We start from the raw sequence: 21,181 nt of genomic DNA, 5'->3' as shown, positions 1-21,181 counted from the left end.
CGGAGTGTCAGTGGGGCGTGGCAGGATCGTGGGCGTGGCAGACACAGCATCGAAGAAGACCGACACCCCCTCCGGCGAAAGCCGCCCGCGCCTGATGCTCATGGACGGGCACTCGCTGGCCTACCGCGCGTTCTTCGCGCTGCCCGCGGAGAACTTCACCACCGCGACGGGCCAGCCCACGAACGCGATCTACGGCTTCGCGTCGATGCTGGCCAACACCCTGCGCGACGAGGCGCCCACGCACTTCGCGGTCGCCTTCGACGTCTCCCGCAAGACCTGGCGCTCCGAGGAGTTCACCGAGTACAAGGCGAACCGCTCCAAGACCCCGGACGAGTTCAAGGGCCAGGTCGAGCTGATCGGCGAGCTGCTCGACGCGATGCACGTCTCGCGGTTCGCCGTGGACGGCTTCGAGGCCGACGACGTCATCGCCACGCTTGCCACCCAGGCCGAGGCCGAGGGCTTCGAGGTGCTGATCGTCACCGGCGACCGCGACTCCTTCCAGCTGGTCAGCGCGCTCACGACGGTGCTGTATCCGACGAAGGGCGTCTCGGAGCTGACCCGCTTCACTCCGGAGAAGGTCGTCGAGAAGTACGGGTTGACGCCCGCCCAGTACCCGGACTTCGCGGCCCTGCGCGGCGACCCGTCCGACAATCTCCCCGGCATCCCCGGCGTCGGCGAGAAGACGGCCGCCAAGTGGATCAACCAGTTCGGTTCGTTCGCCGAGCTCGTCGAGCGCGTCGAGGAGGTCAAGGGCAAGGCCGGACAGAACCTGCGCGACCACCTGGACGCCGTCAAGCTCAACCGCCGCCTGACCGAGATGGTCAAGGACGTCGAGCTGCCCAGGACGGTCACCGACCTGGAGCGCGCTCCGTACGACCGCACGGCCGTCGCGATGATCCTGGACACCCTGGAGATCAGGAACCCCTCCCTGCGTGAGCGGCTCCTGGCCGTGGACCCGGGCGGCGAGGAGGCCGAGGCGACGCCGGTGGTCACCGGCGGCGTGGAGCTGGACGGCACGGTCCTGGGCACGGGCGAGCTGGCCGGCTGGCTCGCCGAGCACGGCGAGGAGCCCCTCGGCGTCGCCACCGTCGACACCTGGGCGCTGGGCGCCGGCTCCGTCGCCGAGGTCGCGCTGGCGGCGGCCCCGGGCGCGGCCGCCTGGTTCGATCCGACGGAGCTGGACGAGGCCGACGAGACCGCGTGGGCGGCCTGGCTGGCGGCCGAGGACCGCCCCAAGGTCCTGCACAACGCCAAGGGCGCCATGCGCGTCTTCGCCGACCACGGCTGGAGCGTCGCCGGCGTCTCGATGGACACCGCGCTCGCCGCGTACCTGGTCAAGCCGGGCCGCCGCTCCTTCGACCTGGACGCGCTGTCCCTGGAGTACCTGGGCCGGGAGCTGGCGCCCGCCGCCGCGGCCGACGGCCAGCTCGCCTTCGGCGCGGACGACGGGGCCGAGGCCGAGGCCGAGGCCCTCATGGTGCAGGCCCGCGCGATCCTCGACCTCGGGGGGGCGTTCGGGGAGCGTCTGGAGGAGGTCGGCGCGGCGGACCTGCTGCGCGACATGGAGCTGCCCACCTCCGTCCTCCTGGCCCGCATGGAGCGGCACGGCATCGCGGCCGACCGCGCCCATCTGGAGGCCATGGAGCAGATGTTCGCGGGCGCCGTCCAGCAGGCGGTGAAGGAGGCGCACGCCGCGGCCGGACACGAGTTCAACCTGGGCTCGCCCAAGCAGCTCCAGGAAGTCCTCTTCGGGGAACTGGGCCTGCCCAAGACCAAGAAGACGAAGACCGGCTACACCACCGACGCCGACGCCCTGGCCTGGCTCGCCGGCCAGACGGACAACGAACTGCCGGTCATCATGCTCCGCCACCGAGAGCAGGCGAAGCTCCGCGTCACCGTCGAGGGCCTGATCAAGACGATCGCCGCCGACGGCCGTATCCACACCACCTTCAACCAGACGGTCGCCGCGACCGGCCGCCTGTCCTCCACGGACCCGAACCTGCAGAACATCCCCGTCCGCACGGACGAGGGCCGGGCCATCCGCCGCGGCTTCGTCGTCGGCGAGGGCTTCGAGTCCCTGATGACGGCCGACTACAGCCAGATCGAACTGCGTGTGATGGCCCACCTCTCCGAGGACGCGGGCCTCATCGAGGCGTTCACCTCCGGCGAGGACCTCCACACCACCGCGGCCTCCCAGGTGTTCGGCGTCGAGCCGACCGCGGTGGACGCGGAGATGCGCCGCAAGATCAAGGCGATGTCCTACGGCCTGGCGTACGGCCTGTCGGCGTTCGGTCTCTCGGCGCAGCTGAACATCGACGCGGGCGAGGCCCGTGCCCTGATGGACGCCTACTTCGAGCGCTTCGGCGGCGTACGGGACTATCTGCGCCGGGCGGTCGACGAGGCCCGGGCGACGGGCTACACGGCGACTCTCTTCGGGCGCCGCCGCTATCTGCCCGACCTCAACAGCGACAACCGCCAGCGCCGTGAGGCGGCCGAGCGCATGGCCCTCAACGCGCCCATCCAGGGCACCGCGGCGGACATCGTCAAGATCGCCATGCTGAAGGTGGACACGGCGCTGCGGGGAGCGGACCTCACGTCCCGGATGCTGCTCCAGGTCCATGACGAAGTCGTGCTGGAGATCGCCCCCGGCGAGCGCGCGGCGGTGGAGGAACTGGTCCGCCGTGAGATGGCCGACGCCGTCCACCTCACGGTCCCGCTGGGCGTCTCGGTCGGCGTGGGACCGGACTGGGAGTCGGCGGCGCACTAGCCTCCGGCGGACGGGCGCGACTCACACCCCAGGCCCTGCGGAAGGGGCCCTGCCGGCACAGGCAGGTCCCCTTCCCGCCTGTGTGAGAGGGCAACCCCGACTTTTGAGGGGCGCGAGGCTGTAGCGGTATGCGGCTCCGCCGCGATCCCTGTGCGGCTCCGCCGCGTGGGCGCGACAAGCCCCCACCGGCCGGCAGCCGAACGGCACCCTGCTCCCGCCTGCTTGAGGCCCCTGAGGGCCAGCCCTCCCAAGACCGCCCCCACCGCCGCCGGGGCCGCCCAGGCGGTCACCCCGCGTACATCCCCCGAAGGGCCCTCACTCGCGTGGCCCCCGAGAACACGCCTCTCGCCGCCCCCGCCAGCCAGGATGCGGCCATGGGTATACGCATGCTCCACCGCCGGACGGCTCACGCACGCGTTCACGCCACGGCGACCTCGGACACGCAGGCCGACCCCGACGCGGCCCCTTCGGGGCGACCGCTTCCCGCCGTCGCGCCCGGCGCCGCCACACCCCGCGTCCCCAGGACCCCTGGCACGGTCCTCCGGGCGGCCGGCGCCCGCCTCCGCGGCAGGGGCGGCCGCCTCCGGGAGCTTCTGCGCCGCGACGGCGGCGTCTGGAGTCGGTGGGCCGAGCCGGCCCACGGCTACCTGGCCCTCGCCCTCAACGCCCTCAAGGGTCTCCACGCCCTCAAGGGTCTCAGCGGCCTTCGCACCCTCGGCGTCCTGGGCAGGCTCCGCGGGCCGCAGGGGCTCCGCGGGTCCCGCACGGTCCGCCGTATCCCCGTGTTCGTGGTGACCGTCAGGCCCGTCACCGAACGCCCGGACGGCTCCGCTCCGCGCTGACCTCCTTGGCCGCCGCGACCTCCGTGCCCTCGGTGACGTCCGTGAGCTCCGTCGGCCGCCCGGTGGCGGGACCCCGGGCGGCCGGACGCCACACGCGCACGCCGACGGCGTACAGCAGCAGGCCCAGCACCAGGCCCGCGCCCGCTCCGAAGCACAGCGTCGGGATCAGCTCCCAGGGCTTGGCGTGCCGTGATCCCCAGTACTCCCACCACCGTGTGGCCCGTCGCGCCGCCGCTACGAGCGCGCAGCCGCCGATGACGACCCCGGCCCGCCACCGGTCCCGGGCCGAGAGCACGGCAACCCCGACCGGCTCCCCGTCGGGCGCCCTGCGCAGCGCGTACGTCACGAACGCGGCGATCACGACGGCGGCCGCCGCCGAACCGCCGTACTGCAGATACCAGTACAGCGGTGAGCCGGCGATCTTCTCGCCGAGGACGGGGAACAGCCGCATGCCCCACCGGTCGAGGTGCGTGAACGCGTCCCACACCACGTGGGTGAGCGCGCCGAGCGTTGCGGAGGCGTACCACCACAGCAGGGTGGACGGCCGGACACGCGCGCGTGGCGCCCCGCAGCGGGTCAGGGCGGCGGTCCGGCCCTGCCGGGCCCGCGGCAGCAGCGCCACCAGCGGCTCGCGCACCAGCAGCCAGAGCCCCACCAGCGCCCAGGCGACGAGCACGTCGACCGTGAACACCCCGGGGAAGGAGTGCGTGACGTCGCCGAACTCCATGGCCCCGGGCAGGGCGCTCGCCGCGTAGTAGGTCATGTCGGGAGCGAAGGATCCGGCCACGAGGACGGCCGGCACCAGCGGGCCGCGCCCGGCGCCGTCGGCGCGCACGGCGGGCAGGACGGCCGCCGCATGGCTCAGGGTGAACGGCAACAGGGCTCCCGGAGGCGGACGTTGGCGGAAGTTGACGGACGGCGGCGGGCCGATCCGGCCCGATGATCGAAGACGCCCGGTATGCGGGACGCGGTTCCCGATGGACGGGACCCGGCCAACCGGTGAATTCGGCGCTCGAACGGGTGCCGGTGCAAACGAAGTTGTCGTAGGGTCGCCTGGGTCGCCCTGCCGTCAGGCGCGGTCGAACAACCGGACAAAATGAAGATAGAGCAGCAGACGGAACAGCAGACAGAGCAGCAGAGAGAACAGCAGACGGAGACGGGCGGTCGGGCGTCCACGGGAGGGGTTCACTTCATGTCGGCGCATTTCGGCACGAGGCTGCGCAAGGGAGCGGTCAACACGACCGTGGCCGCACTGGCGGTCGCGGCTCTGGCCGCGTCCCAGGCACCGGACGTCACGGCCGACGGCCACGGCAGGCAGACCGCCGCCGACGCCCCGTCCGCCGACACGGCCACCGGCTCCGACGGCAGCGCCACCGGCAACTCGCCGTACTACACGGACCTGCCGCCGCTGAACAGCCCGAACCCCGCGCCGAGCGAGAGCGCCTCCACCAGCCCGGTCACCACGGGCAGCGCCGAGGCCGGCATCCCCGCGACCGTCCTGGACGCCTACAAGAAGGCCGAGGCGGAGCTCGCGCAGTCCAAGCCCGGCTGCAACCTGCCCTGGGAACTGCTCGCCGCCATCGGCAAGGTCGAGTCGGGCCAGGCCCGCGGCGGCAACGTCGACGCAGACGGCACCACGATCTCGCCGATCCTCGGCCCGGTCCTCAACGGAAACGGTTTCGCGAACATCAGCGACACCGACAACGGCGCCTACGACGGCGACAGCACCTACGACCGTGCCGTCGGCCCCATGCAGTTCATCCCCTCCACCTGGGCGTGGGCGGGCCGCGACGGCAACGGCGACGGCAAGAAGGACCCCAACAACATCTACGACGCCGCGCTCGCCGCAGGCCACTACCTGTGCCGCAACAGCTGGGACATGGCCACCACGTCCGGCATGCGCAGCGCCATCCTCAGCTACAACAACTCGACGGACTACTACAACACCGTCATGTCGTGGGTGGAGTACTACCGCAAGGGCGCCCACGAGGTCCCCGACGGCACCGGCACCGTGCCCTCCGGCCGCAGCGACGACGGCAGCGGGTCCACGCCCACGTCGCCGTCCACCCCGTCGACGCCCAGCACGCCGAGCACCCCCAGCACGCCGTCGACGCCCAGCACCCCCTCGACGCCCAGCACGCCGACGCCCACGCCGACCGACACCGTCGACCACATCGAGGACGCGGGCACGGGCACGGCGAAGCTCACCGCCATGGCGGGCGACGCGTTCACCGACAAGATCAGCGCCCGCCCGGAGACGAAGGCCGGCAAGGCCGTCGCCAAGGTCAAGATCCGCTTCACGATCGTCGGCGACACCGACGCCACGTTCACCGGCGGCGAGAGCGTCGCCACGGTCCTGACCGACAGCAAGGGCGTGGCCGTCGCGCCCGCGCTCCAGGCGGGCGAGAAGACCGGCTCCTTCACCGTCCGCACCACGGTCGTGGGCCGCACGGTCTCCGCCCTCGCCTTCACGGCCACCGTCACCGCGCGCGCCGCCGACGCCCTCGCCCGCACCAGCGACACCGCGCTGACCTGCACCACGGACGGCCAGTTCGCCGACCAGGTCGAGGTGAAGGCCACCTACCAGGGCGCCGTCGCCGACAAGGTCGCGGCCACCGCCACTCTGGTCAAGTCGGCCGACGACCCGACCGCGAACGACCAGGGCCCCTACTTCAAGGACGCCGCCGGAAACCCCGTCCGCACCCTCACGGACCTCCAGACGGGCGCCGACGGCCTCCTGAAGCTGCCCCAGCTGTACACGGACGGCACCGCCGGCACGTTCCTGCTGCGCATCACCACCACCGGCGGAGCGACCCTCACGGTCGAACTCACCGTCACCGCGCCCGCGTCCACCACCCCGGCCCCGGAGCCCAGCGAGTCGTCGAGCACCTCCGCGAGCGCCTCCCCGAGCACCTCACCGAGCGAGTCGTCCACCTCCGGCTCGTAGCCCGCTTCGTACCACCACTGCGGCGCCCTTCCCGACGGAGGGGCGCCGCAGTGCTGTCCGACGTGTTCTCATCTCGCCCGCCCGTTGCTACGGTGCCGCACCTGACGCCCTGTCAGCTCTGGGAGGCCCGTATGCGCGCCCTGATCGCCGCCGCGACCGGTCTCGCCGTCGCGCTCGCCCTGGTCCTCACGCTCACCGCGGTGGGCGCGCCGACCGGCAAGACCTCCCCGAAGCCGCTGCTGACGACGGTTCCCGCACACCCGTGACCGCGTAGCCGTCTGCGACACCGCGTAACCGTTTGCGACACCGCGTGACCGTTCGCGAAGGAGGCCGAGATGCGGCGCAAGGCCAGTCTGATCCTGCTCGCCCTCGCCGTGTTCTTCGCGGCGCTGTCCCCGCTGCTGCGCTGGTACGCCTTCCCGCGCCTGGCCAAGATCCCGGCGAACGAGTACCAGACGATGGTCCTGGAGGCGAAGAACGCCACCCTCCTCGACTACGACGGCTTCACCGCCCGCACCGTCCCCAAGGTCACCATCGTGCAGACCCTCAAGGGCGACGTGGCGGCCTCGGAGAAGATCGAGAAGACGGCGGGGCGGGACGTCGTCGTCTGGGACGGCCTGTCCTACATCCAGGGACCCGACGGCAAGATGGTCTCCAAGGTCCCCGAGCGCTACATCTTCGACGCCCACACCCAGGAACCCGTGCACGCCGCCGGCGAGTCGGTCGACGGCGACCAGGTACGCCGCTCGGGCATCGAGTTCAAGTGGCCGTTCCTGACGCAGAAGCGGGACTACGAGTACTTCGACGCGCAGACCCGCACCGCCAACCCCATCCACTACAAGGGCACCCAGGACTTCCGAGGGGTGAAGGTCTACTACTTCGAGCAGACCATCCCCTGGACCAAGGTCTCCATGCCCCGGACCATGCCCGTCAAGGGCATCACCGCCGAGGACGTCGCCAAGACCGGCATCACCCGCTGGTACACCACGGTCCGCAGGTTCTGGGTCGAGCCGCTCACCGGAGCGCCCGTCTACGGCGAGGAGATCCACAAGGAGGAACTGCGCGGCGGCACCCTCCTCGGCGACCGCGCGAAGGTGACCGCGTTCGCGGGACACGTGAAGATGCGCGAGGACTACATCGAGCACACCGTCGCCCTGGTCAAGCACAACCGCACCCTGGTCCTGCTGCTGACGTCCTACCTGCCCCGCGGCTTCCTCGCCCTCGGCGTGCTCCTGCTGTCCCTCTCCCTCTACCTGGAGGCCCGAGCCCGTCGCCCGCGGCCGCCGGCCCCGCTGCAACCCGCCGCACCCGAGCCGGTCACCGCCTGAGTCGCGCGTTCGTGTGCCGGGTCGGCTCCGCGCCGGCGGGATCCTCGGGCCACGGATGCTTGGGATACCGCCCCCGCAGCTCGGCCCGCACGCCCCGGTAACCGTCCTTCCAGAAGGAGGCGAGGTCGGCGGTGACGGCCGCGGGCCGCCCGGCGGGGGAGAGCAGATGCACGAGCAACGGCACCCCCGCCACCCGCGGCGAGTCCTGAAGCCCGAACATCTCCTGCAGCTTCACCGCGAGGACGGGCCGCTCCGGATCCGCGTAGTCGATCCGGATCCTGGACCCACTCGGCACGGTGATCCGCTCGGGCGCCAGCTCCTCCAGCCGGGCCGCCTCTCCCGACGCCCACGGCAACAGCCGCCCCAGCGCCGCCCCGGCGTCGATCCGCCCGAGATCGCTCCGCCGCCGGGCCCTGCCCAGCTCCGGCTCCAACCACTCCTCCACGCGCGCGTGCAGCGACTCCTCGGACACGTCGGGCCACGGTTCCCCCAGATGCAGCTGCAGGAACGCGAGCCGCTGCCGCAGGACGCCCGCATCGGCCGACCACCGCAACAACCCCAGCCCCTCCGCCCGCAACCCCTCAAGAAGCGCATCCCGTACGAGCACGGGGTCGGCGTCCCTGAGCGGGCGCACCGCCAGCTCCACCGCCCCCAGCCGTTCGACCCGCCGCGCGACGACGTCCCCGTCGGCCCAGTGCACCTCGTCCCGCTCGTCGAGCAGGGCGCCGGCCGCGAGCCGCGCGACCTCCTCGTCCACGACCGCCGCGAGCCGCACCCGCGCGTGCCCCTTCCCGACGGGCCGGTCCGCCACGGCGACGGCCAGCCAGCCGGCGGAGCGCACGGCGGACCCCTCACCGAGCTCCGCGCGCGTGCCGGAGAGCATGAGATACGACCCGCCGTCCACCTGGGCGACCCGCTCCGGGAAGGCGAGGGCGACGACGAGACCCACGGCGTGATCCTCGCGGACGTCCGCCGCCCGCCCTTCCGCCGCCCGCCCTTCCGCAGCCGGCTCTTCCGCAGCCGGCTCTTCCGCCGTCCGCCCTTCCGCCGTCCGACCTTGCGCGTTCGTGGGGAGGACCGCCCGCAGCCGTCGCACCTCCGCCCGCCACCGAGCCCCGTACGCGTCACCCCCACGCCGGGCCCTCCGCAGCGCGGCGGCAAGATCATCGCCGTACTCCCGAGGAGCCTCCTCGCTCAACAGCGCGACCACCTCGGCGGCCCGCTCGACGCCCACGGCCGAGGCCCCGTCGAGCAACGCCCGCCCCAGCCGGGGGTGCAGCCCCAACCGGGCCAGCCGCACCCCCCGCGCGGTGGCCCGACCGGCGGAGTCGACCGCTCCGACGGCCGTCAGCAGACGGCGCGCCGCCGCCATCGCCCCGCTCGGCGGCGGATCCAGCAACGCGAGCCCGGACGCGTCCGGATCGCCCCAGCAGGCCGTCTGCAGGGCGAACGCCGTCAGGTCGGCCACCTTGATCTCCGGCGACGGGAACCGCGGCAGACGGCCGTCCTCCGCCTCCGTCCAGCAGCGGTACACCGCCCCCGGCGCCTCGCGCCCCGCCCGCCCGGCCCGCTGCCGCCCGGCCGCCTGCGAGGCCCGCACGGTCGCCAGCGCGCTCAGCCCGCGCGCGTGGTCCACGCGCGGCTCCCGCGCCAGCCCCGAGTCGACGACCACCCGCACCCCCGGAACCGTCAACGAAGACTCCGCCACCGAGGTGGCCAGCACCACCCGACGCCGCTCACCGGGCACCAGCACCGCGTCCTGCACCGCCGCCGGCGCCCGCCCGTGCACCTGGAGCACGTCCACCCCGCCGAGCTCCCCGAGCTGCCCCGCGACCCGCGCGATCTCCCCCACGCCCGGCAGGAAGCACAGCACGTCCCCCGACCGCTCGGCCAGCGCCCGCCGCACCATCGACGCCACATGCGTCAGCAGCACGGGATCCACCCGCATCCCGTGCGGCGGCCGTACGGGGCGGACGGGCGGCGCCCACACCACCTCGACGTCGAAGGAGGAGCCGTGGGCCTCGACCACCGGCGCGCCGCCCAGCAGCCGCGCCCACCCGGCTGTGTCGGTCGTGGCCGAGGCCGCCACCAGCCGCAGCTCGGGCCGCAGCGTCTCGCGCACGTCCCACAGGAAGGCGGCCGAGGTGTCCGCGTCCAGATGCCGTTCGTGGCACTCGTCGAGGACCACCACGTCGACGCCCGTCAGCTCCTGGTCGCGCTGGAGCCGTTGCAGCAGCACACCGGTCGTGACGACCTCCACGCGCGTGTGCCGTCCCACGACCCGCTCCCCGCGCACGGTGTACCCGACGTGCTCGCCGGTCCGCTCGCCCAGCAGCCACGCCATCCGCCGGGCCGCCGCCCGCGCCGCGATCCGCCGCGGCTCGGCCACCACCACCCGCCGCGCCGGCCCCTCGCCCAGCAGCCCCGCCAGCGCCAGCGGCACCAGCGTCGTCTTGCCGGTGCCGGGCGGCGCGGCGAGCACGGCGGTGCCGTGCCCGTCCAGCGCGTCGTTCAGGGCGGGCAGGGCGGCCCGTACGGGCAGCGCCTCCAGGGCGTCGTCACGGGGGATCACGCCCCCTAGTGTCGTACGCCCCGGAAAACGCCCCCTACGCGCGCGTGCCCCCGCGCGTGCCTTGTTACTTCGTCACTTATTTACTTACGCACGTCGGCCGGTCCGGTCACGCACGCCGGCCGGTCCCGCGGCGGTCAGTCCCGTTCGCAGACGAAGATCGCGGTGCCCGGGATGAGGTTTCCGCGCAGGGGGGACCAGCCGCCCCACTCGGACGAGTTCCAGGCCGGCCACTCCGGCTCGACCAGGTCCACCAGACGGAAGTCCGCCGCCACGACGTCGCGGACCCGGTCGCCGATCGTCCGGTGGTGCTCCACGTACATCGCGCGGCCGTCGTCGCCCTGCTCGACGTACGGCGTGCGGTCGAAGTAGGACGAGGACACCGACAGGCCCTCGGGACCCGGCTCGTCCGGGAAGGCCCAGCGGATCGGGTGCGTGACGGAGAAGATGAAACGGCCGCCGGGGCGCAGGACCCGCCGCACCTCGCGCAGCACCAGCACCGGATCGGCGACGAAGGGCATCGCCCCGTACGCCGAGCAGGCCAGGTCGAAGGAGCCGTCCGCGAAGGGCAGAGCGCCCGCGTCGGCGCACACCAGGGGGAACGCCCCGCCGATGCGCAGCGCGTGCTGGAGCTGGCGGTGGGACAGGTCCAGGGCGACCGGACGCGCCCCTTGGGCGGCCAGCCAGCGCGCGCACTGGGCGGCGCCGGCGCCGATCTCCAGGACGGACTTGCCCTTCAGCTCCTCCGGCGGGCCGAGCAGCTCGGCCTCCACCTCGTCCAGGCCCTCGGGACCCCACACGAAGCGGTCGTCGCCTAGGAACGTGCCGTGCTCGATCTGGTATTCGTCCGCGTTGCGGTCCCACCAGCCCCGGTTGGCCCGGGAGCTCTCCGCGACTCCGGCGTCGCGGCGGGTGGCTTCCGGCTCGAAGGCCGGCTCGGACGATCTGGGCTCTTGGATGATCGGCTCCCTCGTCGTACTCTTCCGTCCAACCCGCCCGACGGTGCCACCGAGGTGTCACCGAAGGGGCTTCCTGCGGCCTGCGTGGCCTCAGGAGACAAGTTGTGTGCCGGGTATGCGGCGATCCGCCCCGGGTGTGCGCCTTCGCGCATTGACCCTGTCCGGCTGCCCCCGTATGCTACAAGTTGCGCTGCGGGCCTGCGCACCTCAGACCTAGCAGGCTGCGCTCGCATCTGTTGTAGTCCCCTCGGTTTTCGAGGCGCCATCACCCTTGTCTGGTGAGGCGTTTCCTTGGCTGTCCGGCTTCTTCAGAGCGATACGGGCTCCCGGCGTAGCAGTACCTACGACTTCAATGTCCGTACCGGAGCCCTTTCCCACATGACGAGCAGCACCGAGACCACCTCTACCACGCCGCAGGTAGCGGTCAACGACATCGGTAACGAGGAAGCCTTCCTCGCCGCGATCGACGAGACGATCAAGTACTTCAACGACGGCGACATCGTCGACGGCGTCATCGTGAAGGTCGACCGGGACGAGGTCCTGCTCGACATCGGTTACAAGACCGAAGGCGTCATCCCGAGCCGCGAGCTCTCGATCAAGCACGACGTCGACCCGAACGACGTCGTCAAGGTCGGCGACGAGATCGAAGCCCTTGTTCTCCAGAAGGAGGACAAGGAAGGCCGCCTGATCCTCTCGAAGAAGCGCGCCCAGTACGAGCGCGCCTGGGGCACCATCGAGAAGATCAAGGAAGAAGACGGGATCGTCACCGGTACCGTCATCGAGGTCGTCAAGGGTGGTCTCATCCTCGACATCGGCCTCCGTGGCTTCCTGCCGGCCTCCCTCGTCGAGATGCGCCGCGTCCGCGACCTCCAGCCCTACGTGGGCAAGGAGCTCGAGGCCAAGATCATCGAGCTGGACAAGAACCGCAACAACGTGGTCCTGTCCCGCCGTGCCTGGCTCGAGCAGACCCAGTCCGAGGTCCGCCAGACGTTCCTCACGACCCTGCAGAAGGGTCAGGTCCGTTCCGGTGTCGTCTCCTCGATCGTCAACTTCGGTGCGTTCGTGGACCTGGGTGGCGTCGACGGTCTGGTTCACGTCTCCGAGCTCTCCTGGAAGCACATCGACCACCCCTCCGAGGTCGTCGAGGTCGGCCAGGAGGTCACGGTCGAGGTCCTCGACGTCGACATGGACCGCGAGCGCGTCTCCCTGTCGCTGAAGGCGACCCAGGAAGACCCGTGGCAGCAGTTCGCCCGGACCCACCAGATCGGCCAGGTCGTGCCCGGCAAGGTCACGAAGCTGGTTCCGTTCGGTGCGTTCGTCCGCGTGGACGAGGGCATCGAGGGTCTGGTCCACATCTCCGAGCTGGCCGAGCGCCACGTGGAGATCCCGGAGCAGGTCGTCCAGGTCAACGACGAGATCTTCGTCAAGGTCATCGACATCGACCTCGAGCGTCGTCGCATCAGCCTCTCGCTGAAGCAGGCCAACGAGTCCTTCGGCGCCGACCCGGCCTCGGTCGAGTTCGACCCGACGCTGTACGGCATGGCCGCGTCGTACGACGACCAGGGCAACTACATCTACCCCGAGGGCTTCGACCCCGAGACCAACGACTGGCTCGAGGGCTACGAGACCCAGCGCGAGGCGTGGGAGGGCCAGTACGCCGAGGCGCAGACGCGCTTCGAGCAGCACCAGGCTCAGGTCATCAAGTCCCGCGAGGCCGACGAGGCCGCTGCCGCCGAGGGCGGCGAGGCTGCTGCTCCGGCCGCGGCCGGTGGCGGCGGTGGCGGTTCGTACTCCTCCGAGGGTGCGGACACCTCCGGTGCGCTGGCTTCGGACGAGGCGCTTGCCGCGCTGCGTGAGAAGCTGGCGGGCGGCCAGAGCTGAACGGCTGCCGCTGAGGCTTAGCAGGTAACTGAGGGCCCGTACCTTTCGAGGTACGGGCCCTCGGTGTTGCTGCGGAGCAGGGTTGCCGGTTGGCTGCAGGCCGGTGGGGGCTGGTCGCGCCCACGCGGCGGAGCCGCATGTCGATACAGCCCCGCGGTCCTGAAGGACGGGGCGCTGCCCTCACGCTTCTCGAAGCTCGGCCCGATCGGCGGTCGAGAACGCGGGCTTATAGAAACGTGCGGGATACACGAGTAACTGACGGGGCGTAACTCGTTGCTGGGAGGCTTCCTCGGTCTTCGTTCAAGATCGAAAGGGGAGTCCTGTCATGGCACAGCCTCACATCGGGTCCGGAACGAGTCGGCGGGCGTTTCTGCGGAACGTCGGCCTCACCGGTGGCGCCGGCACCATGTTCGCCACCATGGGAGCCCTCGGCCTCGCCCCCACCGCCCAGGCCGCCCCGCGCGAGACGCCGTTCCGCGCCCTCAGCGCGAGCGACTTCCATCTCACCGGCCGCGCCGCCGCGAAGGTCGTCATCGTCGGCGGCGGCATCGCCGGCCTCACCGCCGCCTACGAACTGGGCAAGGCGGGCTACGACTGTACGGTCCTGGAGGCCAGGGACCGCACCGGCGGCCGTAACTTCACCGTCCGCGGCGGCGACACCACGACCGACCTGTACGGCAACAAGCAGACCGCCCGCTTCGCCGACGGCCACTACATGAACGCCGGGCCCGCCCGGATCCCCCAGTGGATGGTCACCCTCGACTACTGCCGCGAACTCGGCGTCCCCCTGGAGGTGTTCACCAACGTCAACGCCGACGCGTACCTCTACAACGAGTCCGCAGGCATGACCGCGCCGCAGCGCTACCGCACCGCCAAGGCCGACGTCTACGGCTACGTCTCGGAGTTGCTCGCCAAAGCCGCCCACAAGGGAACCCTCGACCAGGAGTTGACGGCCGAGGACCAGGAACGGCTCATCGACTTCCTCGCGGACTGGGGCGAACTCGGCGACACCCTGACGTACGAAGGCGGCGAGCGCCGTGGGTACACGACGGTCCCCGCCGCGGCCGGGACCCCGGGGGTGCCGCTCGGGGACGTCCCGACCGCCTCCGCCGTGTTCGCCAGCGGTGTGGGGCGCTACTTCTCCTTCGAGTTCGGCTTCGACCAGGCCATGCTGATGTTCCAGCCGGTCGGCGGCATGGACCGGATACCCCGGGCGCTCACGCGTGCGGTCGGCGCCCACCGCATCCGCACCGGCGCGGCCGTCACCAAGATCACCGACACCGGCGACGGCGTCACCGTCACCTACACCCGCGGCGGCCGCACCTCGGTCGTCCGGGCCGACTACTGCGTCGCCGCCCTTCCGCCCAACATCCTCGCCAAGGTGCCGCACAACCTGGGCGCCGGCGTACAGAGCGCGCTGGAGGCCATCACGCCGTCGTCGGCGGCCAAGATCGGCCTGGAGTACCGGTCGCGCTGGTGGGAGCTGGACCACCGCATCTACGGCGGCATCACCGAGACCGACCAGGACGTCACCCACATCTGGCACCCGTCGTACGGCTTCCACGGCGAACGCGGCGTCCTCATCGGCTACTACAACTACGGCGCCGACGCGGACTCCTACGCGAAACTCAGCCCCAAGGGCCGCGAGGCGCGGGCGGTGGCCGCGGGCGTGAAGATCTACGGCGCGAAGTACCGCACCGAACTCGCCTCCTCCTTCTCCCACCACTGGCGCCAGACACCCCACCTCGAGGCCGCCTGGCACAGCACCCCCGGCGGCCCGGACGACCCCCGCTACAAGCCCCTCAACGAGCCCACCGGACGCGTCCACTTCGCCGGCGACTGGCTCAGCTACACCGACGCCTGGCAGCACGGCGCCTTCACCTCCGCGCGCAAGGCCGTGACCGCCCTCCACACGCGCGTGCTGGCTTCGTGACGCCACGCGCGCGTGGCGTCGTTCGGCCGTCAGCCATGAGAAGCCGGTAAGAGCCACTGATCAGGGACGTGGGCCGGGAATGCCCACGTCCCCGCGCGCGTTGTGCAGTAGGAACACGAGGAGGAGCGGTCCAAGTGCTTGATCCGCAGGGTTTGTACGCATGGGAGCCGAAGGGCTTGGCAGTCGTCGACATGGCGCTCGCCCAGGAGTCGGCCGGACTTGTCATGCTCTACCACTTCGACGGATACATCGACGCGGGCGAGACCGGCGACCAGATCGTCGACCGGCTCCTCGAATCGCTGCCCCACCAGGTCGTCGCCCGCTTCGACCACGACCGGCTCGTGGACTACCGTGCCCGCCGCCCGCTGCTGACCTTCAAGCGCGACCGGTGGACCGAGTACGAAGAGCCGGCCATCGAGGTGCGGCTCGTGCAGGACGCCACCGGAGCGCCCTTCCTGCTGCTGTCCGGCCCCGAGCCGGACGTCGAGTGGGAGCGCTTCGCCGCCGCCGTGCAGCAGATCGTGGAACGACTGGGCGTCCGCCTGTCCGTGAACTTCCACGGCATCCCCATGGGCGTCCCGCACACCCGCCCCGTGGGCCTCACCCCGCACGGCAACCGCGCGGACCTCGTCCCCGGCCACCGCAGCCCCTTCGACGAGGCCCAGGTCCCCGGCAGCGCCGAGGCGCTCGTCGAGTACCGCCTGATGGAGGCCGGCCACGACGTCCTGGGCGTCGGCGCGCACGTCCCGCACTACATCGCCCGCTCGCCCTACCCGGACGCGGCCCTGACGGTCCTGGAGGCCATCACGTCCGCCACCGGACTGGTTCTGCCGAGCATCGCGCACGCCCTGCGCACGGACGCGCACCGTACGCAGACGGAGATCGACCGCCAGATCCAGGAGGGCGACGAGGAGCTCACCGCCCTGGTCCAGGGCCTGGAGCACCAGTACGACGCCGCCGCCGGCGCCGAGACGCGCGGCAACATGCTGGCCGAACCGGTCGACATCCCGTCGGCGGACGAGATCGGTCTGGAGTTCGAGCGGTTCCTCGCGGAGCGTGAGGGCGAAGGCTGAGCCGGGGGCCTGTCGGGTGCGTTGTCAGCGGCAGGCCCTAAGCTTCCGCTCATGCTGACAGTTGGGCTGACCGGCGGGATCGGCGCCGGCAAGAGCGAGGTGTCGCGGCTGCTCGTCGAGCACGGGGCCGTGCTCATCGACGCGGACCGCATCGCACGCGAGGTCGTCGCGCCCGGAACTGAGGGCCTCACGGCCGTCGTCGACGCCTTCGGCACGGACGTCCTCGCCCCGGACGGCAGTCTCGACCGCCCCCGGCTGGGCTCCCTCGTCTTCGCCGACCCGGAGAAGCTGGCCCTCCTCAACTCGATCGTGCACCCCTTGGTGGGCGCCCGGTCCCGTCAGCTGGAAGCGGCCGCCCCCGACACGGCCGTCGTCGTCCACGACGTACCGCTCCTCGCGGAGAACGCCCTCGCCCCGCTCTACGACGTCGTGATCGTCGTCGACGCGAACCCCGAGACCCAACTCGACCGGCTCGTCCGGCTGCGCGGCATGACCGAGGAGGACGCACGCGCGCGTATGGCCGCGCAGGCGACGCGCGAGAAGCGCCGGGAGATCGCCGACATCGTGATCGACAACGACGTACCGCTGGCGGACCTGCGGCGACGGGTGCAGGACGTGTGGGCCGATCTGGTGCACCGGGCGCGCGCGGGGCGGCAGTCGGCTCAGGAATAGCGTTCCTGGCCGCGCGCGTTGAACCCTGCCAGCGAGGGAAGGATTTTTCCGTGCCCGATACCAGCGGTTCGACCGGACGTAGTCCGGAGACGCATGTCATCGACTTCCGCGCCGCGGAGCAGCTGCTCGCCGCGCGGGACCCGCGGGGCGCGGTGAAGCTGCTCGACGGTGTCATCGCCGCGCACCCCGAGAACACCGCCGCCCGGCTGCTGCGCGCGCGTGCCTTCTTCGCCGCCGCACAACTACGGCCCGCCGAGCTGGAGTTCACCGTCGTGCTGGAGCGGGAGCCGGACAACGCGTTCGCGCACTTCGCGCTCGCCCGCACCTACGAGCGACAGGGACGCGGCGACCAGGCCAAACGCCACTTCCGCCTCGCCGCGGCGCTGGACCCCAACCCGCAGTACCTGAAGGCGGCCCGCTTCGACTCATGAGAACAGCCCCAGGGGAGGGGCGGCAGGATCGGGGGGAGGACCCGGGCGGTCAGGGGTGGCGGTGCTCCGGCGGCCGGTACGGCGGGATGTCGCGGCCCGGCTGATAGTGCGGGCCCTGCCGAAGGTGCCTGAGGATCAAACTGAGATCGACGGTGACCACCAGCCACAGCAGCCCGCAGGCGACAGCCCACCCCGGGCGTCCCACGAGAGCGAACGCGACCGTCCCGAAGATCGCCCAGGCCAGCCCCCACACGCTGAGCCACAGGCGCATCCTCAGCGCACTGCGCGCTGTCACCGGCTCACTGCCCGTACGCATCGGGATCACCACACCTCCCTTGAAACGTACTCTTCGGCCCGGACGTTCTCCAAGAAGTCCCGGCACCGGGATTCCGACGCAGAAACGAAGAAGGGGTCCGTCGCGTGCTGCCGGAAGCCGACGAACTGGCCGAGGTGCTCCTCGACCTCGCAGTGCCGCACCAGGACATCGACGAAGCCGTACGGCTGAGCCGACACGTCAACGACGATCCGGAAGCGCTGCGGTTCCTGGAGAACACCGTCGCGGACCTCGTCGAGGATCTGGGCGGGATCCGGGGGACGGTCCCCGTACCGGCGCTCCCCGACGCGCCGGAGGCCCTGGCCCGCTTCTACCCCCTGTACGTCTTCGTCGCCGCGCTGCCGTATGTGCGGGCCCACCATCGCGAGCGGGGCATCCCGGAGGAGGTCGGCCGGCGGACCCTCGCCGACGTCGGCCGGGGCGTCGCCGCGCACCGCCGGTGGCACGGCACGGGCGGGATGCTGTCCCCGCGCTGGCGGACGCTGCACTTCCGCGGCGAGCTGTACCAGCTGGGGCGACTGCAGTTCCAACGCGGCACCGTCGGCGGGTGGACGAGCGGCTCGATCGCGGCGGGCGGGTTTCCCCTCGGGCCCGGCGACCCCGGCCTCGGCCTGCACGTGCCCGACTTCATGGGCCCGCTGACCCCCGAGGCCGTCGACCGCTCCCTCGCGCTGGCCCGCGCGTTCTTCGCCCGCCACTATCCCGAGGAGCCCTATGCGGTGGCGACCTGCGGCTCGTGGCTGCTCGACCCGCAGCTCAAGCGGTACCTGCCCGCCGACTCCAACATCGTCCGTTTCCAGGAGCGGTTCCAGGTGAGCCGCCTGCCGGCGGAGCCGGAGGACGCGGTGCCCGTCCGCTTCGTCTTCGGCACCGACGAGGTACCCCTGGACCGGCTGCCACGCCGAACCGTCCTGCAGCGCGCCGTCGTGGACCATCTGCGGGAGGGCGGCCACTGGTACGTCGGGCACGGCTGGCTCGCGCTGTAGCCGCACGGCGGGCGGCGGGCACCAGACGGACGGTTCAGCCGGTGGGCCGGCCGGATGGGCGTGCGCCTGCCCGACGTTGCTCGAACGCGGGGTCATCCTTCGAACGAGTGAACTGTCCGAGAAGGGGAACGGCCGGACGCCGACCGGCCGTTGGACGGGCATGCGAGGTGAAATGCGAGAGGGATACGAGGGAACAGGTCCCGGTGCGATCACCCCGGACGGCTGCGCGGTCGAGCTCTACACGCGCCTGCCCGTACGGGACGAGCCGGACGTCATCTCCGCGGCGGTGCCCGCGGGCGCGCACATCCTGGAGCTGGGCAGCGGGGTCGGGCGAGTGACCCACGCCCTGCTGGACCGCGGGTTCACGGTCACGGCGGTGGACGAGTCCGCCGAGATGCTCGAGCGCGTCCGCGGCGCGCGCACGATATGCAGCCCGGTCGAGGACCTGGACCTCGGCGAGACGTTCGACGTGGTGATGCTCGCCTCGTTCCTCGTCCACAACGGAGACGTCGAGCTGCGCCGACGCATGCTGCGGGCCTGCGCTCGGCATGTCGCGCAGGGCGGCTGCGTGCTGATCCAGCGAGAGGGGGAGGACTACCACACCAACCTGCCGCGTGAACGCGTCGATCCGAGCGGCTTCACGTTACGGATGCTCTCGGCGGAACCGGTCGGCGACGGCGTCCACTCGGTACGCGCGGAGTATGTGTTTCCGGACGCCATATGGACCCAGACGTTCGTGTCCCGCCCCCTGACCAGAGAACAGTTCGAAGAGGCCCTGGCGGAGGCGGGGCTCAGGGTCGATCGCTATCTGACGGAGGACCGGATCTGGGTGAGGGCGGTGGCTGTCGGGGATTAGAGAGGCGGCACGGGGGAGGGACGGGAGCGGGAGGGGAGGAGGGGCACGGGGAGAAAGTGTGGCGGGCGGCGATGAGTTCGGGGACCGGAGGCGGTCCACCTTCCTGACAGCACCACGGACCGCTTCCCACAGGAGACCCCATGTCCGAGACCACGGCTTCGATCACCTCCACCCTGCCCGCCGCGTCCGCGTCCGCGACCGTGCGGGGGCGGCGCACCCGGATCGCCCTGCGGGGGCTTCAGGTGCTGCTCGCCCTCTTCTACGGGGTCGCGAGCGCGCTGCCGAAGCTGATCGCGCACCCGTCGGCGGCCGAGGCCTTCGACAAGATCGGCTGGGGCGGCGCGGGCATGTACACCATCGGCGCCCTGGAACTGGCCGGCGCGATCGCCCTGCTGGTTCCGGTGCTGCAGTCAGTGGCGGCGGTGGCGTTGAGCGCGCTGATGGTGGGCGCGTTCGTCGTCCAGGTCGCCGTCTTCGACGGCCAGAACGCGGCGACACCGCTCATCCTGCTCGTGCCGCTGGGGTGCGTCGCCTGGGCGCGACGGGGGTCCAACGGTGAGCTGCTGAGGTTGGTGCGGCGGGCGGTGTGACACGGCGGGGGCAGGGGTCCGGCACAGCGGCCGAGCGTCCGGGCGGCAGACGGACCCCGCGCCGACTCTCCGCCCGCCGACCCGGCCGTACGGTGGAGGCATGGACGCCTCCCGCGGCTCGGACGCCTTGCATGGACCGGATGCCTTGCATGGGCCGGGTGCCTTGCCTGGGTCGGGCGGTCCGCACGGCGTGGAGTCCTCCGCCGCACTCGACGATCTGGACCGCCGTGTCACGGGCTGCCGGGCCTGTCCTCGGCTGGTCGGCTGGCGGGAGGAGGTGGCTCGGGCCAAGCGGGCCGCCTTCGCCGACTGGACGTACTGGGGGCGGCCGGTGCCCGGCTTCGGTTCGGTCGATGCCCGGCTGCTGATCGTCGGGCTGGCCCCGGCCGCGCACGGGGGCAACCGCACGGGCCGTATGTTCACCGGTGACCGTTCCGGGGACGTGCTGTATCGGGCGCTGTGCGACGTGGGGCTCGCCTCGCAGCCGACCTCGGTCTCCGCCGACGACGGCCTGGAGCTGTACGGGGTACGCATCACCGCGCCGGTGCACTGCGCGCCGCCCGAGAACAAGCCCACCCCGGGGGAGCGGGACGCCTGCCGCCCTTGGCTGGTCGAGGAGCTGCGGCTGCTGCGGCCGACGTTGCGGGCGGTCGTGGTGCTCGGCGCTTTCGGCTGGCAGGCCGCGCTGCCCGCGTTCGCCGAGGCGGGCTGGACGGTGCCGCGTCCCCGGCCTGCCTTCGCGCACGGGACGCGGATCACGCTGGACGGGACGGGCCGCCATGGTCATGACCATGACAGCCCGGACGGCAGGGCGGGGAGGGCGGGTGGGGAGGGTGGGGGTGGGGGAGACGGCGGTGGGCTCGAAGTCTTCGGCTGCTTCCACGTCAGCCAGCGCAACACCTTCACCGGTCGGCTCACCCCCGAGATGCTGCGGGACGTCCTGCACACGGCGGGCCGGGCGGCTGGGCTGCCGTAATCCGTACGACCACCGGGGCGTGCGGACTATACGGTGC

18 protein-coding genes are annotated in these 21,181 nt (G+C 71.9%); 14 read left to right on the top strand and 4 right to left on the bottom strand.

Features of this window, described 5'->3' with window-relative positions:
* Positions 1 to 34 precede the first annotated feature (34 nt).
* Positions 35 to 2,767, top strand: a complete 2,733-nt coding sequence (gene polA / locus OG562_RS09585; RefSeq protein ID WP_266395852.1) for a DNA polymerase I — start codon at positions 35 to 37, stop codon at positions 2,765 to 2,767.
* 374 nt (positions 2,768 to 3,141) lie between these two features.
* Positions 3,142 to 3,609, top strand: a complete 468-nt coding sequence (locus OG562_RS09580; RefSeq protein WP_266395851.1) for a hypothetical protein — start codon at positions 3,142 to 3,144, stop codon at positions 3,607 to 3,609.
* Here OG562_RS09580 and OG562_RS09575 read toward each other — a convergent pair.
* Positions 3,575 to 4,486 carry a DUF4184 family protein gene (locus OG562_RS09575; RefSeq protein WP_266395850.1) on the bottom strand — a complete coding sequence of 304 codons (912 nt, stop codon included), beginning with the start codon at positions 4,484 to 4,486 and terminating at the stop codon, positions 3,575 to 3,577. The genes OG562_RS09580 and OG562_RS09575 overlap by 35 nt on opposite strands.
* Positions 4,487 to 4,801: 315 nt before the next feature.
* Here OG562_RS09575 and OG562_RS09570 point away from each other — a divergent pair, with 315 nt between their 5' ends.
* The 3 genes from OG562_RS09570 to OG562_RS09560 all read left to right on the top strand — a co-directional run bounded on the left by OG562_RS09570 (position 4,802) and on the right by OG562_RS09560 (position 7,884).
* A complete protein-coding gene (locus tag OG562_RS09570) occupies positions 4,802 to 6,556 on the top strand; it encodes a lytic transglycosylase domain-containing protein (RefSeq protein WP_266395849.1) in 1,755 nt (584 codons plus the stop codon).
* Positions 6,557 to 6,687: 131 nt separating this feature from the next.
* Positions 6,688 to 6,822 carry an SPW_0924 family protein gene (locus OG562_RS09565; RefSeq protein ID WP_266395848.1) on the top strand — a complete coding sequence of 45 codons (135 nt, stop codon included), beginning with the start codon at positions 6,688 to 6,690 and terminating at the stop codon, positions 6,820 to 6,822.
* Between the two features lie 69 nt (positions 6,823 to 6,891).
* Positions 6,892 to 7,884 (top strand): DUF3068 domain-containing protein, encoded by a 993-nt coding sequence (locus OG562_RS09560; protein WP_266395846.1) that lies wholly within the window; start codon positions 6,892 to 6,894, stop codon positions 7,882 to 7,884.
* Here OG562_RS09560 and hrpB read toward each other — a convergent pair.
* Together hrpB and OG562_RS09550 are read right to left on the bottom strand one after the other, a co-directional pair.
* A complete protein-coding gene (gene hrpB / locus OG562_RS09555) occupies positions 7,874 to 10,453 on the bottom strand; it encodes an ATP-dependent helicase HrpB (RefSeq protein WP_266409138.1) in 2,580 nt (859 codons plus the stop codon). The genes OG562_RS09560 and hrpB overlap by 11 nt on opposite strands.
* 137 nt (positions 10,454 to 10,590) lie before the next feature.
* Positions 10,591 to 11,412: a class I SAM-dependent methyltransferase gene (locus tag OG562_RS09550; RefSeq protein WP_266409136.1), complete on the bottom strand. Its 822-nt coding sequence runs from the start codon at positions 11,410 to 11,412 to the stop codon at positions 10,591 to 10,593.
* Between the two features lie 378 nt (positions 11,413 to 11,790).
* Between OG562_RS09550 and rpsA the strand changes: the two genes are divergently transcribed.
* From rpsA to OG562_RS09525, 5 genes are all read left to right on the top strand, one after another.
* Positions 11,791 to 13,293, top strand: coding sequence for a 30S ribosomal protein S1 (rpsA, locus tag OG562_RS09545; protein ID WP_266395845.1), 1,503 nt, complete (start codon positions 11,791 to 11,793; stop codon positions 13,291 to 13,293).
* A gap of 406 nt (positions 13,294 to 13,699) precedes the next feature.
* A complete protein-coding gene (locus OG562_RS09540) occupies positions 13,700 to 15,226 on the top strand; it encodes a flavin monoamine oxidase family protein (protein ID WP_266409134.1) in 1,527 nt (508 codons plus the stop codon).
* A gap of 134 nt (positions 15,227 to 15,360) precedes the next feature.
* Positions 15,361 to 16,299, top strand: a complete 939-nt coding sequence (locus tag OG562_RS09535; RefSeq protein WP_266395844.1) for a PAC2 family protein — start codon at positions 15,361 to 15,363, stop codon at positions 16,297 to 16,299.
* Between the two features lie 51 nt (positions 16,300 to 16,350).
* Complete coding sequence (gene coaE / locus OG562_RS09530) at positions 16,351 to 16,971, top strand: dephospho-CoA kinase (RefSeq protein ID WP_266395843.1); 621 nt, start codon at positions 16,351 to 16,353, stop codon at positions 16,969 to 16,971.
* A 50-nt stretch (positions 16,972 to 17,021) separates the two neighbouring features.
* Positions 17,022 to 17,402, top strand: a complete 381-nt coding sequence (locus tag OG562_RS09525; protein ID WP_266395841.1) for a M48 family metallopeptidase — start codon at positions 17,022 to 17,024, stop codon at positions 17,400 to 17,402.
* Between the two features lie 49 nt (positions 17,403 to 17,451).
* Here OG562_RS09525 and OG562_RS09520 read toward each other — a convergent pair whose 3' ends face one another.
* Positions 17,452 to 17,718 carry a DUF6343 family protein gene (locus tag OG562_RS09520; protein WP_266395840.1) on the bottom strand — a complete coding sequence of 89 codons (267 nt, stop codon included), beginning with the start codon at positions 17,716 to 17,718 and terminating at the stop codon, positions 17,452 to 17,454.
* Between the two features lie 104 nt (positions 17,719 to 17,822).
* Between OG562_RS09520 and OG562_RS09515 the strand changes: the two genes are divergently transcribed.
* The 4 genes from OG562_RS09515 (at position 17,823) to OG562_RS09500 (ending at position 21,144) form a co-directional block, all read left to right on the top strand.
* Positions 17,823 to 18,722 carry an acyltransferase domain-containing protein gene (locus OG562_RS09515; protein ID WP_266395838.1) on the top strand — a complete coding sequence of 300 codons (900 nt, stop codon included), beginning with the start codon at positions 17,823 to 17,825 and terminating at the stop codon, positions 18,720 to 18,722.
* A 172-nt stretch (positions 18,723 to 18,894) separates the two neighbouring features.
* Positions 18,895 to 19,578 carry a bifunctional 2-polyprenyl-6-hydroxyphenol methylase/3-demethylubiquinol 3-O-methyltransferase UbiG gene (locus OG562_RS09510; RefSeq protein WP_266395837.1) on the top strand — a complete coding sequence of 228 codons (684 nt, stop codon included), beginning with the start codon at positions 18,895 to 18,897 and terminating at the stop codon, positions 19,576 to 19,578.
* A gap of 140 nt (positions 19,579 to 19,718) precedes the next feature.
* Positions 19,719 to 20,168 carry a DoxX family protein gene (locus OG562_RS09505; protein WP_266395836.1) on the top strand — a complete coding sequence of 150 codons (450 nt, stop codon included), beginning with the start codon at positions 19,719 to 19,721 and terminating at the stop codon, positions 20,166 to 20,168.
* Positions 20,169 to 20,358: 190 nt separating this feature from the next.
* Positions 20,359 to 21,144 (top strand): uracil-DNA glycosylase, encoded by a 786-nt coding sequence (locus tag OG562_RS09500; RefSeq protein ID WP_266409132.1) that lies wholly within the window; start codon positions 20,359 to 20,361, stop codon positions 21,142 to 21,144.
* Positions 21,145 to 21,181: the final 37 nt, after the last annotated feature.

The sequence above is a fragment of the Streptomyces sp. NBC_01275 genome (genome assembly GCF_026340655.1).
Classification (GTDB): Bacteria; Actinomycetota; Actinomycetes; order Streptomycetales; family Streptomycetaceae; genus Streptomyces.
The sequence above is the reverse complement of the archived record's forward strand: the minus strand, read 5'-3'. Positions and strand labels throughout refer to the sequence as shown.